At 69.5% G+C, this 13,810-nt stretch carries 15 protein-coding genes and 1 tRNA gene; 7 read left to right on the top strand and 9 right to left on the bottom strand.

Annotated features, from left to right (window positions below; genetic code table 11):
* Position 1 precedes the first annotated feature (1 nt).
* On the top strand, positions 2 to 649 hold the full coding sequence (locus B2W79_RS15640) for a response regulator transcription factor (protein ID WP_313391463.1): 648 nt from the start codon (positions 2 to 4) through the stop codon (positions 647 to 649).
* Complete coding sequence (locus tag B2W79_RS15635) at positions 646 to 1,629, top strand: sensor histidine kinase (protein ID WP_292791068.1); 984 nt, start codon at positions 646 to 648, stop codon at positions 1,627 to 1,629. Before B2W79_RS15640 ends, B2W79_RS15635 begins: the two co-directional genes overlap by 4 nt.
* Here B2W79_RS15635 and B2W79_RS15630 read toward each other — a convergent pair.
* The 8 genes from B2W79_RS15630 to B2W79_RS15595 form a co-directional block, all read right to left on the bottom strand.
* Positions 1,601 to 2,398 (bottom strand): FAD:protein FMN transferase, encoded by a 798-nt coding sequence (locus B2W79_RS15630; RefSeq protein ID WP_071329328.1) that lies wholly within the window; start codon positions 2,396 to 2,398, stop codon positions 1,601 to 1,603. The genes B2W79_RS15635 and B2W79_RS15630 overlap by 29 nt on opposite strands.
* Positions 2,395 to 2,850 (bottom strand): FMN-binding protein, encoded by a 456-nt coding sequence (locus B2W79_RS15625; RefSeq protein WP_292791064.1) that lies wholly within the window; start codon positions 2,848 to 2,850, stop codon positions 2,395 to 2,397. Before B2W79_RS15625 ends, B2W79_RS15630 begins: the two co-directional genes overlap by 4 nt.
* 19 nt (positions 2,851 to 2,869) lie before the next feature.
* The gene (locus tag B2W79_RS15620; RefSeq protein WP_292791062.1) at positions 2,870 to 4,279 is read right to left on the bottom strand and encodes a ferredoxin reductase family protein; all 1,410 of its coding nucleotides are present in this window, start codon (positions 4,277 to 4,279) and stop codon (positions 2,870 to 2,872) included.
* A gap of 354 nt (positions 4,280 to 4,633) precedes the next feature.
* Positions 4,634 to 4,707 (bottom strand) — tRNA-Gly (locus B2W79_RS15615).
* Between the two features lie 63 nt (positions 4,708 to 4,770).
* A complete protein-coding gene (locus B2W79_RS15610; RefSeq protein ID WP_292791059.1) occupies positions 4,771 to 5,625 on the bottom strand; it encodes a fumarylacetoacetate hydrolase family protein in 855 nt (284 codons plus the stop codon).
* A gap of 18 nt (positions 5,626 to 5,643) precedes the next feature.
* Positions 5,644 to 6,822 carry an L-rhamnonate dehydratase gene (gene rhmD, locus B2W79_RS15605; protein ID WP_292791056.1) on the bottom strand — a complete coding sequence of 393 codons (1,179 nt, stop codon included), beginning with the start codon at positions 6,820 to 6,822 and terminating at the stop codon, positions 5,644 to 5,646.
* A complete protein-coding gene (locus tag B2W79_RS15600; protein WP_071329315.1) occupies positions 6,819 to 7,856 on the bottom strand; it encodes a zinc-dependent alcohol dehydrogenase in 1,038 nt (345 codons plus the stop codon). The genes rhmD and B2W79_RS15600 overlap by 4 nt, the downstream gene beginning before the upstream one ends.
* Positions 7,857 to 7,883: 27 nt before the next feature.
* Positions 7,884 to 9,230 (bottom strand): MFS transporter, encoded by a 1,347-nt coding sequence (locus B2W79_RS15595; RefSeq protein WP_071329314.1) that lies wholly within the window; start codon positions 9,228 to 9,230, stop codon positions 7,884 to 7,886.
* Positions 9,231 to 9,353: 123 nt separating this feature from the next.
* Here B2W79_RS15595 and B2W79_RS15590 point away from each other — a divergent pair, with 123 nt between their 5' ends.
* Genes B2W79_RS15590 through B2W79_RS15580 form a run of 3 tightly spaced genes read left to right on the top strand, consistent with a single transcriptional unit; the run spans position 9,354 to position 11,291 of the window.
* Entirely contained in the window at positions 9,354 to 10,151 is a 798-nt protein-coding gene (locus B2W79_RS15590; RefSeq protein ID WP_071329313.1) for an IclR family transcriptional regulator, read from the top strand.
* A 59-nt stretch (positions 10,152 to 10,210) separates the two neighbouring features.
* Complete coding sequence (gene dcd, locus B2W79_RS15585; protein ID WP_025102697.1) at positions 10,211 to 10,816, top strand: dCTP deaminase; 606 nt, start codon at positions 10,211 to 10,213, stop codon at positions 10,814 to 10,816.
* A gap of 1 nt (position 10,817) precedes the next feature.
* Positions 10,818 to 11,291: a hypothetical protein gene (locus B2W79_RS15580; protein ID WP_292791049.1), complete on the top strand. Its 474-nt coding sequence runs from the start codon at positions 10,818 to 10,820 to the stop codon at positions 11,289 to 11,291.
* Here B2W79_RS15580 and B2W79_RS15575 read toward each other — a convergent pair.
* A complete protein-coding gene (locus tag B2W79_RS15575) occupies positions 11,224 to 12,225 on the bottom strand; it encodes an alpha/beta fold hydrolase (protein ID WP_292791046.1) in 1,002 nt (333 codons plus the stop codon). The genes B2W79_RS15580 and B2W79_RS15575 overlap by 68 nt on opposite strands.
* Positions 12,226 to 12,297: 72 nt before the next feature.
* On the opposite strand from B2W79_RS15575, the gene B2W79_RS15570 reads away from it, so the two are divergent.
* The gene (locus tag B2W79_RS15570) at positions 12,298 to 12,945 is read left to right on the top strand and encodes a TetR/AcrR family transcriptional regulator (protein WP_292791044.1); all 648 of its coding nucleotides are present in this window, start codon (positions 12,298 to 12,300) and stop codon (positions 12,943 to 12,945) included.
* 676 nt (positions 12,946 to 13,621) lie between these two features.
* A partial coding sequence (locus B2W79_RS15565) for a hypothetical protein (protein WP_292791041.1) occupies positions 13,622 to 13,810 on the top strand: 189 nt, incomplete at its 3' end.

Here is a 13,810-nt window from a genome sequence, read left to right as displayed (position 1 = left end):
TGTGCTGTATGTCGAGGACGATCCGGATATCGCGGCGATGACGGTCGAGGTGTTGTCGGAGGCATATCGGGTCGATCATGCGTCCGATGGCGGGGTCGCTCTGCGTTTGGCGCTGGGTAACCGGTATGACCTGATGGTGGTGGACAGGCGGCTGCCGGGGATGGATGGTGTCGATCTTGTTCGCGCGGTGCGCACGGCGCAGATCACGACCCCGGTGCTCATGCTGACGGCTCTGGGCGCGGTGGATGACAAGGTCACGGGGCTCGACGGTGGGGCGAACGACTACCTGGTCAAGCCGTTCGACTACGAGGAGCTGCTGGCACGCTTGCGCGCACTGCAGCGCGCTTTCCAATCGGGTGGGGCGCGGCGCGAGCTGGGTGAGTGGAGTTTCGTCCCGACAGCACAGGCGGTCTTCGACCCGTCGGGGTACCGGATCGCGCTCACGGCTACGGAGAGCACGTTGCTGGAGGTGCTCAGCGGGAGTCCGGACCATGTGTTCAGTCGAGAAGAGATCCTCCGGGCAGTGTTCCCTGCCGGTGATTCCGCGAGTTCCGTGGACACGTATGTGCACTATGTGCGGAAGAAGACGACTCCCGAGATGATCGAGACGGTCAGAGCGCGCGGGTATCGGGCGGGGAACCCGTCATGAGTGCGCAGAGAGACCCGGATGCGGAGGAGGTGCGGCGGGCCGCTCGGGTCGTCGCGGTCTGGGTGGGCGTCTCGTCCGGGGTGATCGTCCTCGGAGGTGTGCTGATTCTTCTCGCGGTGGTGCTGTCGTCGTCGCGCCGTGAGGGTGAGAGGCACGAGGGCGGATGGTTCCCGGGTGCGGCCGGCGACGACTTCGTCGTCGACATCAGTGTTCTCGTGCCCGCCGTGGTCCTGCTCGGCCTGGTGGGGGTGCTGTTGCTCGCCGTGGTCGCGAGTATCGCCGCGCGGCGAGCAGCACTCCCGCTGAGCGACGCTCTGCGCCGGCAACGACAGTTCGTCGCGGACGCGAGCCATGAGCTCCGCACGCCACTGACCGCGCTCACGAGCCGGATCCAGATCCTGCAGCGCCGTCTGCACCGCGGCGAGGACGTGACCGCGACGGCGCGGGAGCTGCGAGGAGACGCGGATCGCATGCGCGACGTCCTCTCCGACATGCTCCTCGTCGCAGAAGGACAGGAGTTCGCCGGGGAATCTGCAGTCCTCGGTGATGCCGCCCGCGACGCCACCGCCGCGATCCGCTCCCTGGCGGACGACGCGGGCGTGAGGATCGACGTCGACGTCGTGGACGCCATCGTGCCCGTGCCGCCGGTGACTCTCGTGCGGGCCCTGGTCGCACTCCTGGATAACGCGGTCGCGCACTCACCAGCCGGCGGCTCGATCGAGCTCTCAGCGCGGCGGTTGGCCAGCGGGGTAGAGATCCGTGTGGCGGATCATGGGGCGGGGATCTCCGGTATCGACCCCGCTGAGGTGTTCGAGAGGTTCGCTCGCACTCCCGACAGCGGCCGTGGGCGCGGATTCGGGATCGGGCTCTCGCTGGTGCGGGATATCGCACAGCGCGCCGGAGGAAGCGTTGTGGTCGAATCGACGTCCCCGGGAGGGACAGTGTTCCTCCTCACGCTGCCCACGACGACGCCGAGGTGACCTCGACAGGTGTCGAGCCGATCCACCGCGCTATCGCTCCGCCATCCGTGACGAGCAGCCCGGTCTTGGTGTGGGAGGCGGCGATCCAGGTGGTGTCGGAGGGGCCTGCGGCGACGGCGGCTGTCGCCCAGACGTCTGCGTGCGCGAGACTGTCGGCGACGACGGTGACAGAGGCGACGCCGTGCGCGCGGTGACCGGTGCGCGGATCGATGATGTGGCTGCCGCGTTCGGCCGGACCGGACGTGGCCACAGCACCATTCGTCACCTGCATCGTCGCGAGGACGCTCCCGGGGCGGCGGGGGTCTGCGATTCCCACGTCCCAGACCCAGTCCGAGCCCTGTGCGGTGAACAGTTGCAGGTCCCCTCCGGCGTTGATGCCGACGGCCCGAGCCGATGCGAGAAGAGGGGCGAGGTGACGCCTGCTCGCGTGCTCCACCGCCCAGCCCTTGACGTACCCGGTGGGGTCGAACCCGCCCCTCCACGACGCGGAGAAGAGCCCGCCGGTGGCGTGTTCGTAGTCGGCGCACGCGGCAGCGACCGCTGCCACGCGCGGGTCAGCATCCTGGATGCGGAGGGCGCCGGCCCGGATGCGACTGATATCGGAGTCGGCCCGGTAGGGCGAGAACACGCGGTCGACGTCGCAAAGCTCGGCGACGCACGTCTGCACCGCATCCCGTGCGGCGGCGTCGTCACGCGGGTCGACGATGTGGATGCTGATGGCGGTGCCCATGATGTGCTCGACGTGCACGTGGATGTCTGGAGCGGTCATTGTTGTGCCTGATCGATAGCGCTCTGCAGCGAGCTCGTGTATCCGTCGCTGGTGTAGGTCGCGCCGGACACCATCTGGATGTGTGCGCTCTGGCCCTGGACGGTCTCGGAGACCAGTAACGGGATCGCATGCGCGTTGATCTGTTGGTCTCGACCGTTGCTGTCGGGATACCGGAGCGCTTGCGCGTCGGTGATCTTCCCTCCCGACACGGTGATCTGCACCTGGACGGGACCGTAGCGCGTCTGCATGGTGTCACCGGTGAACGTCCCGTCCGTGAGCCCCGCCGTGGTCCCGCCCGCGGCGGTCGATGCCGACCCGCTGGTGCTCTGGGTGGTGCCGCTAGCGGGGCTGGCGATGTCGGAGGGAGGAACAGCGTCGAGGGAGGTGCGGTAGCTGAACAGGAGGACGATCCCGCTCAGTGTCGCGACGAGTGCGTAGATGATCTTCTTCATGGCGATGCTCCCTCGATGCTCAGGGGGTGAAGGATTCGGAGTGGATGCGGTCGGCGATGAAGCCGGCGCCGCGGAGGTCTTCTCGTAGAGCGCGCATCCACCCGTCGGGGCCGCACAGGTAGACGTCGTACTCGTCCGGGTCAGGGGCGATGTAGCGGAGCAGATCGGGGCCATTCCAGGCGGTGTGGGTGGCCGGAAGCCACGGGGAGTTGCCGCCGGCGCGCGGGCCGGTGAGCGGGAAGTGACGCACCCCGCGCTCACGGATCAGCGACGAGATCGGCTCCCGCAGCAGGGCGTCAGAGTCCGCAGTGTCCCGGACGACCAGGGCCGCGTCACCTGACTCGTATCTCTCCGCCTCGAGAAGCGATACGAGCGGGGCCACTCCGGCTCCCGCACCGACCATGAGGAGCTTCCGGCCGCTGCGGCGATCTCCGGTCATCTCCCCGAACGGACCCTCCACCAACACTCGGGTGCCCGGACGCAACGACGCGAGTCGCGTCGTGCCGTCGCCGACAAGGCGCGCTGTGAGTGCGTAGGTGTCTCCCGGAGCAGCCGAGAGGGAGAAAGGGTGCCCTCGCATCCATCCCGGCCCGTCCAGGAACCGCCACACGAAGAACTGGCCGGCCCGTGCCTTCAGCTCACGGAGGTCCCGACCGGACACGCGCACGGTGACACCGGCTGCACCGTCGAGTGCGACGGTGTCGACGCGGAGAGCGTGTCGATGGGAACGGACAAGCGGTGCGACGACGCGGAACACGATGACGGCTACAGCTGCGACAGCCCACAGCGACCACCAGTAGATCGTGGCCGGTGTCGATGAGAGGAAGTCCGCTCCCGTCCACAACTGGTGCGGCAGAGCGAGGAAGACGCCCAGGTACGCGTACAGGTGTAGCAGATGCCACGACTCGTAACGCAGACGGCGGCGGGCACGGCGGATGGAGGTGACCACGACCATCACGAGGAGTCCGGTTCCCGCGGTGGCCAGCAGCATCCCCGGGTAGTCCCAGACGAAACTCCACAGCTGCTCCCACAGGCCCACTCCTGCTGCCGCGGCATATCCGATGACCAGCAGCAGGATGTGCACGCCCATCAACCAGAACGACCAGAAGCCGACCTGTCGATGAAACCGGGTGATTCCCTCACGACCGAACCCGCGCTCGAACAGCGGGACCTTCGCCATCAACAACACCTGATAGAGCAGCAGGTTCGCTGCCACCAGCCCGGAGAGCCTTCCCAGAGTGGTCACGGACTCTGCAGAGAAACCGAGGATAGCGGTCACCCCGCCCCCGGCTACCCACAGGGCGACGACGAACAGGCTCGTCGCCCAGATCACGCCGAGTGCGGCGACTCGCCACCACGAGGTGGCGACCCGGGGCTTCGATACATGCACGCTCGGCGTGAGTACGGGGGCTGTGTGGAGGGTGCTCATGACGACATGGTCCCCGCGGTCCTCTGAGGGAGCTCTAAGACAACAAGGCGCACACCGTTGTCATAGGTGATTCGCAGGCAATGCCGGTCGTTCCGAGACGACCGACTCGATCGCCAGGGAGTTCGGGATGTCGATGGCCCGAGCAGCAACGCGCCGACCGGATCACCCAGTGCCGCCAGGTCGTGCTCGACACCTCCGCGTCATCCGACGGCGCAGGGATCGATCTCGCCGCGGATCGGGGCGCATGCGACAGGGAGGCCTGCTGTTCGTGACTCTTGGAGGTGTCCTTCCAGAAGCGAGATCCTCAGTCTGGATCGGCTCCAGAGTGTCCGGAACAGCTTGGGAAGTCACAGGTGGAGGGGCTGACGGGAATCGAACCCGCGCTGTCTGCTTGGGAAGCAGAAGTTCTACCATTGAACTACAGCCCCGTACCCGCCCGAGAGCAGGTGGAGCAAGCCTACCTGTCTCCCGGGCGTTGACCAAAGCGTGCCTCAGGGGCGCGCGTCGACGAGGCGCTGGCGCTGGGTGCCGAGCCCCTCGATGCCGAGCTCCACGACGTCGCCCGCCCGCAGGTAGGGGAAGCGACCGGAGAGCGCGACGCCCTGCGGGGTGCCGGTGTTGATGAGGTCTCCGGGCTCGAGCACCAGGTACTGCGACAGGTGGTGAACGATCTGCGCGACGGTGAAGATCATGTCGGCCGTGTTCGAGTCCTGCCGCGGCTCGCCGTTGACCCGGGACCAGAGGTGCAGAGCCTGCGGGTCGACCTCGTCGGCCGGGATGAGCGCCGGACCGAGGGGGTTGAACGTCTCGGCGTTCTTGCCCTTCGACCACTGTCCACCGGAGTGCTCGACCTGGTACGCCCGCTCCGACACATCATGCGACACGACGTACCCGGCGACGTGCGCCAGCGCCTCTTCCGGGCTGGCGAGGTAGCGCGCGCAGCTGCCGATCACGACCCCGAGCTCCACCTCCCAGTCCACCTTCTCGGCGCGCGGGGGGATGAACACGTCGTCGAAGGGCCCGACGATGGTGTTCGGGTGCTTGTGGAACAGGATCGGCACGGACGGCGGGGCGTCACCGGATTCGGCCGCGTGGGCGGCGTAGTTCTGTCCGATGCACAGCACGGCCATCGGCCGGGCGATGGGGGCCCCGACCCGCAGCGCCTCGGCGCCGTCGAGCAGCGGCAGCGACCCGGCCGCGAGGGCCTCGCGCGTGCGAGCGATGCCGTCACGCGCGAGGAACGCGCCGTCGATGTCGGCGGTGAGGCCGGTCAGGTCGTAGGTGCGGTCGTCGTGGCGCACCGCGGGGCGTTCGGCGCCGGGCGCGCCGAGGCGAAGGAATTCCATGGGGTCGTGTCTCCGGGGTCAGTGGGTGTACGGGCGGTGCTTCTCGATCGCGTCGGAGAGCTCGACGCCGAACCCGGGGGTCTCCGGCACGCGGAGGCGGCCGTTCACCGGCACGGGCTCACCGACCAGCATCGGCGAGAACATCGGCACGATCTCCTCTGCGGTCGGGTGCATCATGAGGAACTCCGCGAACGGGCTGTTCGTGCGCGTGACGACGAAGTGGTACGAGTACACGGACGACCCGTGGGGAACGACCATCGTGCCGTGGGCATCGGCCAGGGCTGAGATCTTCAGCAGCTCGGTGATGCCGCCGCACCAGCCCACATCGGGCTGGATCAGGTCCACCCCGGTCTCCAGCAGCTGCCGGAAACCCCACCGGGTGGCCTCGTGCTCGCCGGTCGTGATGAGCATCGAGGAGGGGGCGCGCTTGCGTAGCTCCGCATAGCCCCAGTAGTCGTCGGGTATGAGCGCTTCCTCGATCCACTTGAGGCCGTAGTCGGCGGCGGCGTGCGCGAGACGAGTCGCGTACTCGACGTCGAGCGACATCCAGCAGTCGTACATGAGCCAGAAGTCGTCGCCGACCTTCTCGCGCATGTCCGCGAGGAAGGCGATGTTCTTGCGCAGCCCCTCTTCGCCTTCGGCGGGTCCGTGGTGCAGCGGCATCTTCCCGCCGATGAAACCGAGCTCCTTCGCGCGGTCGGGGCGTGCCCCGGTGGCGTAGAACTGCAGCTCGTCGCGCACCGGCCCGCCGAGGAGCTCGAACACCGGCACCTGCCGCACGCGACCGAGCAGGTCGTAGAGGGCGAGGTCGACGCCGCTGATCGCGTTGAGGACGACGCCGCGGCGGCCGTAGTAGAGGGTCGACTTGTACATCTGATCCCAGATGCGCTCGATGTCGGTGATCTTCCGGCCTTCGAGGAACCGCGCCAGGTGCTTCTCGACGATGAACGCGCCGATCTCGCCCGCCGTCGTGACCGAGAAGCCGAGCGTCCCGTCGCTGGCCTCGATCTCGACGACGAGCGTGCCCAGCACGTTGAGCCCGAAGCTCTGCCGTGACTGCCGGAACTCCGGGTAGACGCTCATCGGGGTGGCGATGTGGTCGTCGATCCAGTGGTCGGCGCCCTGGTCGTGATAGTCGGCCCCGCCGCCGCGCACGGTGTACGCGCGGACCTCGCGGATGGTGGGAGTGCCGGTCATCGTTCCTGTTCCTCTCGGTCGAATCGGACAAGGACCTTGCCCGGGGTGCCGTCTCCCGCCGCGAGGGCGGAGAAGGCGGAATCCGCGTCGGCGACGTCGATCTCGCGGCTGATGAGCGCCCGGTAGACATCCGGCTCCGCGCCGATGATCGCGGCGGCGTCGGTGAAGTCGTCGGAGCCGTACGTGAAGCTGCCGATGAGCGACCGCTCCTCTGTGCTCACGAGGAAGGCGTCGAGCGTCACCTGCGGAGCGCCCATGCCGACCAGGCAGATCGGGGCGCCGAGGGTGGTGCTGCGCAGCGCGTCGCGGACGGTGGGGGTGAGGCCGACGGCGTCGACCGCCGCATCCGCGAGGCCGCCGCGCTCGGCGAGCTGTCCGGCCACCGGGCCGGCGGCCGGGTCGATGGTCTCCGCGCCGAGCCGCTCCACGAGCTCGCGCCGGGCGGCGTCCATCTCGCTCACGATGATCGAGCCGGCTCCCGCGTCCCGCAGTGCGATCACGACGGACTGGCCGATCGGTCCGCCGCCGATCACGAGCACCCGGCCGAGGCGGTCGGCGGGCAGTCGCCGCACGGCATGCACGGCGACGGCGAGGGGCTCGATCAGTGCGCCGAGCTCGATCGGCAGGTCCGCGGGCAGCGGCACCACATTCCGGGCCGGTATGACGACGTAGTCGGCGAACGCGGCCGGGATCTCCTTCGCCACCCCGATGACGTGCTTGCCCGCGTGGTGCTGCTCGCGACCCGCGAAGGCTGCCGCGTCCTCCGCGGGCACGACGACGGGGTTGAAGGTCACGGGAGTGCCCTCGGCGAACCCGTCGACGTCGTCGCCGACGGCGGCGATCACTCCGCTCGACTCGTGGCCCATCACCTGCCCGGGGAATCGCCGGCCGTTCTCGCCGGTATAGCCGTGGACGTCGGAACCGCAGATCCCGGTCGCGGCGACCCGGATGAGCACCTCGTCGGGTCCGGGGCGGGGGATCGGGGCCTCACGGACGTCGAGGCGTCCGATCTCGGTGAGGACGAGCTCGCGCATGCGTGTCTCCTGTTCTGCCGACCGCGGTCAGCGCTGGCGGGCGGGGGTCTTCGTCGTGTCGAGGCCCACGCCGTCGGTCTCGCGGACCGCGGGGCTCACGACGCGGCTGAGGGCGATGAGGACGGCCCCGAGCAGAGCGATGACGGCGAGGGCGATGAGTCCGGCGCTGTCGCCGAAGGTCGCGTCCGCCCAGTTCTTGAGCACCGGGGCGAGGAATCCGCCGAGGCTGCCGAGGGAGTTGATGAGGGCGATGCCGCTTGCGGCGGCCGCGCCGAGCAGGAACGACGTGGGAAGGGTCCAGAACACCGGCTGCACGGAGATGAAGCCGGCCGCGCCGACGCTCAGGGCCGCGAGGGCGATCACCGGCTCCTGCACGATCGCCGACACGATGATGCCCGCGCCGGCGGCGGCCAGCGCACACGTCGCGATGAGGCGACGCTGCCCGGTGCTGTCGGCGAGGCGCGACAGGACGAAGGTGACGAGGAGCGCGAACGTCCACGGCACGGCGGTGAGGAGGCCGACCTCGAGGCCGACCGGCTTGCCGACGATCGTCGCGACCTGCGTGGGGAGATAGAAGGTGACGCCGTAGACGCTCATCTGGATCGTCAGGTAGATCGCGGCGAAGTAGAGCACGACCGGGTTGCCGAGCGCGCGCAGGGCTCCGCGGGGGGAGTGGTTCTCCTTGGCGCTGTCCTCGTCGTCGAGGGCGGCCACGAGGGTCGTGCGCTCCGCGTCGGTCAGCCACTTCGCGTCCTTCGGGCCGTTGTCGAGGTAGAAGAACGCGACGATGCCGATGAGCACGGTGAGGATGCCGGTGGCGAGGAACATCAGCTGCCAGCCGTGGATGCCGACCTTACCGTCGAGGTCGAGCAGCATGCCCGAGAGCGGGCCGCCGAAGATGAAGGCGAGCGGGGCGCCGAAATAGAAGAGGCCGTTGACCCGCGCACGGAACTTCAGCGGGATCCAGTACGTGAGGAAGAGGATGACGCCGGGGAAGAACCCGGCCTCCGTGATTCCGAGGAGGACGCGGAGGACGTAGAAGACCCACTCGTTCGTCGCGAACATCATGAGCGCCGACACGATGCCCCACGAGACCATGATGCGGGCAAGCCAGATCTTCGCCCCCACCCGGCGCATGATGAGGTTCGACGGCACCTCGAAGACGGCGTAGCCGAGGAAGAAGATGCCGGCGCCGAGCGCGTAGGCGGCATCCGAGATGCCGGTGTCCGCCTGCCAGGCGGCCTTCGCGAAGCCGAGGTTGGCGCGGTCGAGGAACGCGAGGATGTACATGAGGAGCAGGATCGGGATCAGCCGGAGCGTGACCTTACGGACGATCGCGGCAAGTTCCGGCCGCGTGGAGGACTGAGTGGACATCGGGGCATCTCCATTGACGAGGGGTATCCAGTGCGTTCACGTATGTGAATCGGATGTCTCAGACCTGAACGCGCGATAGTGTGACACACGTTCGTGCCGCGCACAATTCACGCAGGGGGACCCATGACGGACACCGATCAGGCGGTGGGGGCGGTGAAGTCCGCCGGGCGCGCCCTCGAGATCATCGAGCACCTCGCCGCGACCGGATCGCAGACCTTCCCCGAGCTCCTCGACGACCTCGGCCTGCCGCGGTCCAGCGCCCACGGACTGCTGCGCACCCTCCAGGCGGCCGGTTGGGTCGACCACGACGCGACCAGCAAGCGTTACTCCCTCGGACTCAAGGCCTGGCAGATCGGCCAGCGTTACGACGGGCACCGTCTCCTGCTCGAATCCGGGCCCGCGCTCATGGCGGCGCTCACCGAGGAGATCGGCGAGACGGTGCAGATGGCGCGGCTGGACGGCGTCGAGAACGTCTATATCGCGATCAGCCCCTCGCCCAACCCGATGCGCCTCGCCTCCAATGTGGGGATGCGACTGCACGCCCATGCGACCGGAATCGGCAAGGCCCTGCTGAGCACCCTCGACGACGCCGACATCTCGCGACGCCTGCGCCAGGTGGCCATGCCGCGCCTCACGAGCCGGACCATCACCGATCCCGACGAGATCCTCACCGTGATCGCGAAGGGGCGCGACATCGGCTTCCACGTCGACGACGAGGAGTTCATCGACGGCTGCCGGTGCGTGGCCATGCCCATCACCTGGCCGGAGGAGACCGGTGTGGCGGCGGCGCTGAGCGTGACGATGCCCACGAGTCGCACGGACGAGCGCTGGCCGCACTCCGTGGTCGAACCCCTCCGACGCACGGTGCTCCGGCTGCGGCGCGCGATGAGCCTCCCCGGCACCGGACCCGCGCTCCCCTGAGGGCGCGACGGGCCGGAGATGCCGCGTCGACGGCGCGACCGCATGACTAGGCTTGTGCCGTGCTTCTCAGCGATCGCGACATCAGAGCAGAACTCGCCTCCGGCCGCGTCGGCCTGGAACCGCATGCGCCGGAGATGATCCAGCCGTCGAGCATCGACGTGCGGCTGGACCGCTACTTCCGTCTCTTCGACAATCACAAGTACCCGTTCATCGATCCCTCGGTCGACCAGCCCGAGCTGACGCGGCTGATCGAGGTCGACCCGGACGAGCCCTTCATCCTCCACCCCGGCGAGTTCGCGCTGGGGGCCACGTTCGAGCAGGTCACCCTGCCGGACGACATCGCCGCGCGGCTGGAGGGGAAGTCGTCGCTCGGTCGCCTCGGGCTCATCACCCACTCGACCGCCGGCTTCATCGACCCGGGCTTCTCCGGGCATGTGACGCTGGAGCTCGCGAACGTGGCGACGCTGCCGATCAAGCTGTGGCCCGGCATGAAGATCGGCCAGCTCTGCTTCTTCCGGCTCACCTCGCCGGCGGAGAACCCGTACGGCTCCGGTCCCTACGGCAACCGCTACCAGGGTCAGCGGGGTCCGACGGCGTCCCGGTCGTTCCAGAACTTCCACCGCACCGACGTGGGTGTGACTGACATCGGGGCCGTCGGAGGCTGACATGAGCGACGCGAGCGGGACGGGTTCCGACGAGTCCGCGGTGCCCGAGGGGGCGGCGCTGCCGGATGACTCGGGGCTGGAGATCGCTCACGCCGACGCGGTGATCCCGCCGGCCGACGCCGTGATCCCGCCTCCGCCACCGGAGACGCCGATCCCGGAGGGGCTGCTGGCCGCTCCCGAAGCCGCGGGCGATGCCCTTCCGGCACCGACCCGACGCTCGGAGCGGTCCCGTCCGACGCCCGCGATCCTCCAGGGCGAGCAGCCCGCGGCAGCGGCGGACGACTGGGCGCAGCGATCGATCGCGCCGGAGGTCGCCGACACCGGCAGCTACCGGGTGCTCGCGGTCGTCGTCTTCGTCGTGCTCTTCCTCCTGCTCGCAGCGGCCGTGGTGACGCTGGTCGTGCTGATCACCACTGTCGGGCTGCCGTTCGCCGCCGCGCACCCGGGCGCGGGCTTCCTGCCGACGCGGGTGTAGGGCTCCGCAGGGCGGCGGGCGGGTCGGCCGGTACGGCGTCGGTGGCGGCTCGTCCCGTCGCGGTGCCGAGCGCATCGACGGCGTCGAGCCCGCCAGTCACGAGGGCGACCACTGCATCGAGGGTCGGATCGGCCGACAGCACTCTCGTGTGACCGAGGCCCACCGTACGGACGAGACGGGAGCGGCCGGGGTGGGCGGTATACAGCCGGAGGGCGTCGTGGTCGGGCATCCGGCGGTCGCCCCGGTCGTGCACGACGAGCAGTGCGGTGTCGGCGGGGAGTGGATGGGCGGCCGCGTCGTACCGTTCGACGGCGGTTGCGGGATCGAGCCGGAGGCGGCGGTGGAAGCGGATGCGGAGTCGGTCCGCGGTGGCGGCGTCGAGCCGGAGGTCACGGACGAACTGGGCGAGGAAGGCCTCGGGCGCTGCGGCCCCGGCGACGATGGCGACGGCGGGGACCGAGCCGGACGACCGGGCGACGGTCAGCGCCGCGAGCCCGCCGAAGGAGTGGCCGATGAGGGCGGAGAAGGGGCCGTGGGTGCGGTCCAGCTGCTCCGCGGCGTCGACCCAGTCGCGGATATCGGTGTGCCGCCCGCCGGAGGAGCCATGCGCTGGGGCATCGAAGGCGACGACCCGGAACCCCTCGGCGACGAGTTCCCGTACGAGCGGGGAGAACTGCGAGGCGCGGCCCCGCCAGCCGTGCAGGAGCAGCACGGTGCGCGGACCCGTGCCCCACGTGTAGGTCGTGACGGGGATACCGCGCACGAGGAGCCTCCCGCGGCGGGCGTCGTCGTGGGTGGCGGCGTCGGCGGCGCGCACGGCCATGCGTGGGCGGGTGGAGAAGAACAGCCGGTAGGCGAGATCGCCGGCGAGGCGGGGGGAGAGGCGTCCTGCGGCCGGGAGGGTGCGGACGAGGAGAGTGGACGCGGACGGCATGGAGGCTCCTTCACCGAACTATACGAACGATCATCCGTATACTAGGCGAACGGTCGTTCGTATACTAGAGGCGTGGCAGACACGGTGATGCAGGATGGCCGGCGGGCGCGTGGCGACGCCTCCCGCCGCATCGTGCTGAAGAGTGCGACCGACCTCGCCTCCGTCGAGGGTCTGGACGGCGTGACGATCGGACGCCTCGCGACCGCCTCGGGGTCGAGCAAGAGCAGCATCGCGACGCTGTTCCAGAGCAAGGAGGGCCTGCAGCTCGCGACGGTCGCCGCCGCTCGGGACATCTTCGTCGAGCGGATCATCGAGCCCGCCCGCGCCCAGCCGAGGGGAGCGCACCGCCTGGCCGCGCTCCTCCACAACGCCTTGGTCTACTCGAGGGACCGCGTCTTCACGGGCGGCTGCTTCTTCGCGGCGACCGCGGCGGACGTCGACTCCAAGCCCGGTCCCGTGAGCGACGCCGTGCGGGCGGCCCTCGTCGACTGGTACGGATACATCGAGGCCCAGCTGCGGTTCGCGGCCGCGGAGGGGGAGGTCGACGCGGCCGACGTCGAGGTGTTGGCGTTCGAGCTCGTCGCCCTCAATGAGCAGGCCAACGCACGGTCGCTCCTCCTGCGGAGCGACAGGCCGTATGCGCTCGCGGCGGCCGCGATGCGCGCACGTCTCCGTGACGCGGGCGCTCCCGACACCGCGCTCGCCCTCCTCGATCTCTAGCCGCATCCCGCGTCCGGGGCCCCGTGACCCTTCCCCCTGCGGGATCACGAACACACCGCAATCCCGCTTCGAAGGCCCGTTTCTGATCCCGCCCCACGGTCGGGCCCTGCCCCTTTTGCGTGCGGGATGAGAATCGGGCCTCGGGGTCCGGCGGGAGGGGCGTTTCTGATCCCGCCCGACGGTCGGGCCCTGTCGCCTTGCGTGCGGGGTGAGAAGTGGCCCGCGAGGAGCGACGGAAGGGTCGTTCTTGATCCGCGCGCGTGCCTTCCCCCTACGTGTCACCTCGAGCCCTTGCGCTTCCACCGGGGCGCCTCGTTCCTCGCCCCTTCCGCTTCGCCTGCCTGCATCCCGTGAGGGATCGAAAACGTGCCGCTGAGGCGCTCGGGAGGGGCGATTCTGATCTCCTTCGCAGAGTGGGCGCTCGCGTCGCCGCGGTGTGGGATCGAGAACGTGCTGCGGGATGGTTTGGGAGGCGCGACTCTGATCCCGCCTCGGCTCAGGGCGCTTCGCCTGCGTCCTCACCTCGGGTCCGGGCTGGGGTGCGTGTGGGGGGGATCAGAACAGTGCCGCGGGGGCGCCCGGGAGGTGCGGAAGTGATCCCGGAGGGGCGTCCCGGTGCGCGGAAGCGCCTCACCCGGGATTCGGGTGAGGCGCTCGAGTGGGACGATCAGGCGGCGTGGCCGTGGCGGAATCCGGCGTCGAAGCCACGCTCGAATGCGCGCTCCGCCATCCGCTGCGCGCGGTGGCCATGGCCGCGGTGTGCGTGACCGTGGTCTCGGTTGTCGTGACCGTCGTGGTGACCGCGCCCGCGGTGCCCGCCGTTCTCGTGGCAGTCGTGACGGTCGAAGCCGTGCCGGGGCTCAAA

The organism is Microbacterium sp. UBA7513 (assembly GCF_002478345.1).
GTDB lineage: Bacteria > Actinomycetota > Actinomycetes > Actinomycetales > Microbacteriaceae > Microbacterium.
The sequence above is the reverse complement of the archived record's forward strand: the minus strand, read 5'-3'. Positions and strand labels throughout refer to the sequence as shown.

Bases quoted from the DNA above. Each gene is read 5' to 3' on its own strand.
- B2W79_RS15625 (WP_292791064.1), bottom strand. From the start codon at position 2,850: ATGAAGAAGATCATCTACGCACTCGTCGCGACACTGAGCGGGATCGTC.
- B2W79_RS15580 (WP_292791049.1), top strand. From the start codon at position 10,818: ATGAGCGACGCGAGCGGGACGGGTTCCGACGAGTCCGCGGTGCCCGAG.
- B2W79_RS15595 (WP_071329314.1), bottom strand. From the start codon at position 9,230: ATGTCCACTCAGTCCTCCACGCGGCCGGAACTTGCCGCGATCGTCCGT.
- B2W79_RS15635 (WP_292791068.1), top strand. From the start codon at position 646: ATGAGTGCGCAGAGAGACCCGGATGCGGAGGAGGTGCGGCGGGCCGCT.
- B2W79_RS15600 (WP_071329315.1), bottom strand. From the start codon at position 7,856: ATGCGCGAGCTCGTCCTCACCGAGATCGGACGCCTCGACGTCCGTGAG.
- rhmD (WP_292791056.1), bottom strand. From the start codon at position 6,822: ATGACCGGCACTCCCACCATCCGCGAGGTCCGCGCGTACACCGTGCGC.
- B2W79_RS15590 (WP_071329313.1), top strand. From the start codon at position 9,354: ATGACGGACACCGATCAGGCGGTGGGGGCGGTGAAGTCCGCCGGGCGC.
- B2W79_RS15610 (WP_292791059.1), bottom strand. From the start codon at position 5,625: ATGGAATTCCTTCGCCTCGGCGCGCCCGGCGCCGAACGCCCCGCGGTG.
- B2W79_RS15620 (WP_292791062.1), bottom strand. From the start codon at position 4,279: ATGAGCACCCTCCACACAGCCCCCGTACTCACGCCGAGCGTGCATGTA.
- B2W79_RS15630 (WP_071329328.1), bottom strand. From the start codon at position 2,398: ATGACCGCTCCAGACATCCACGTGCACGTCGAGCACATCATGGGCACC.
- B2W79_RS15575 (WP_292791046.1), bottom strand. From the start codon at position 12,225: ATGCCGTCCGCGTCCACTCTCCTCGTCCGCACCCTCCCGGCCGCAGGA.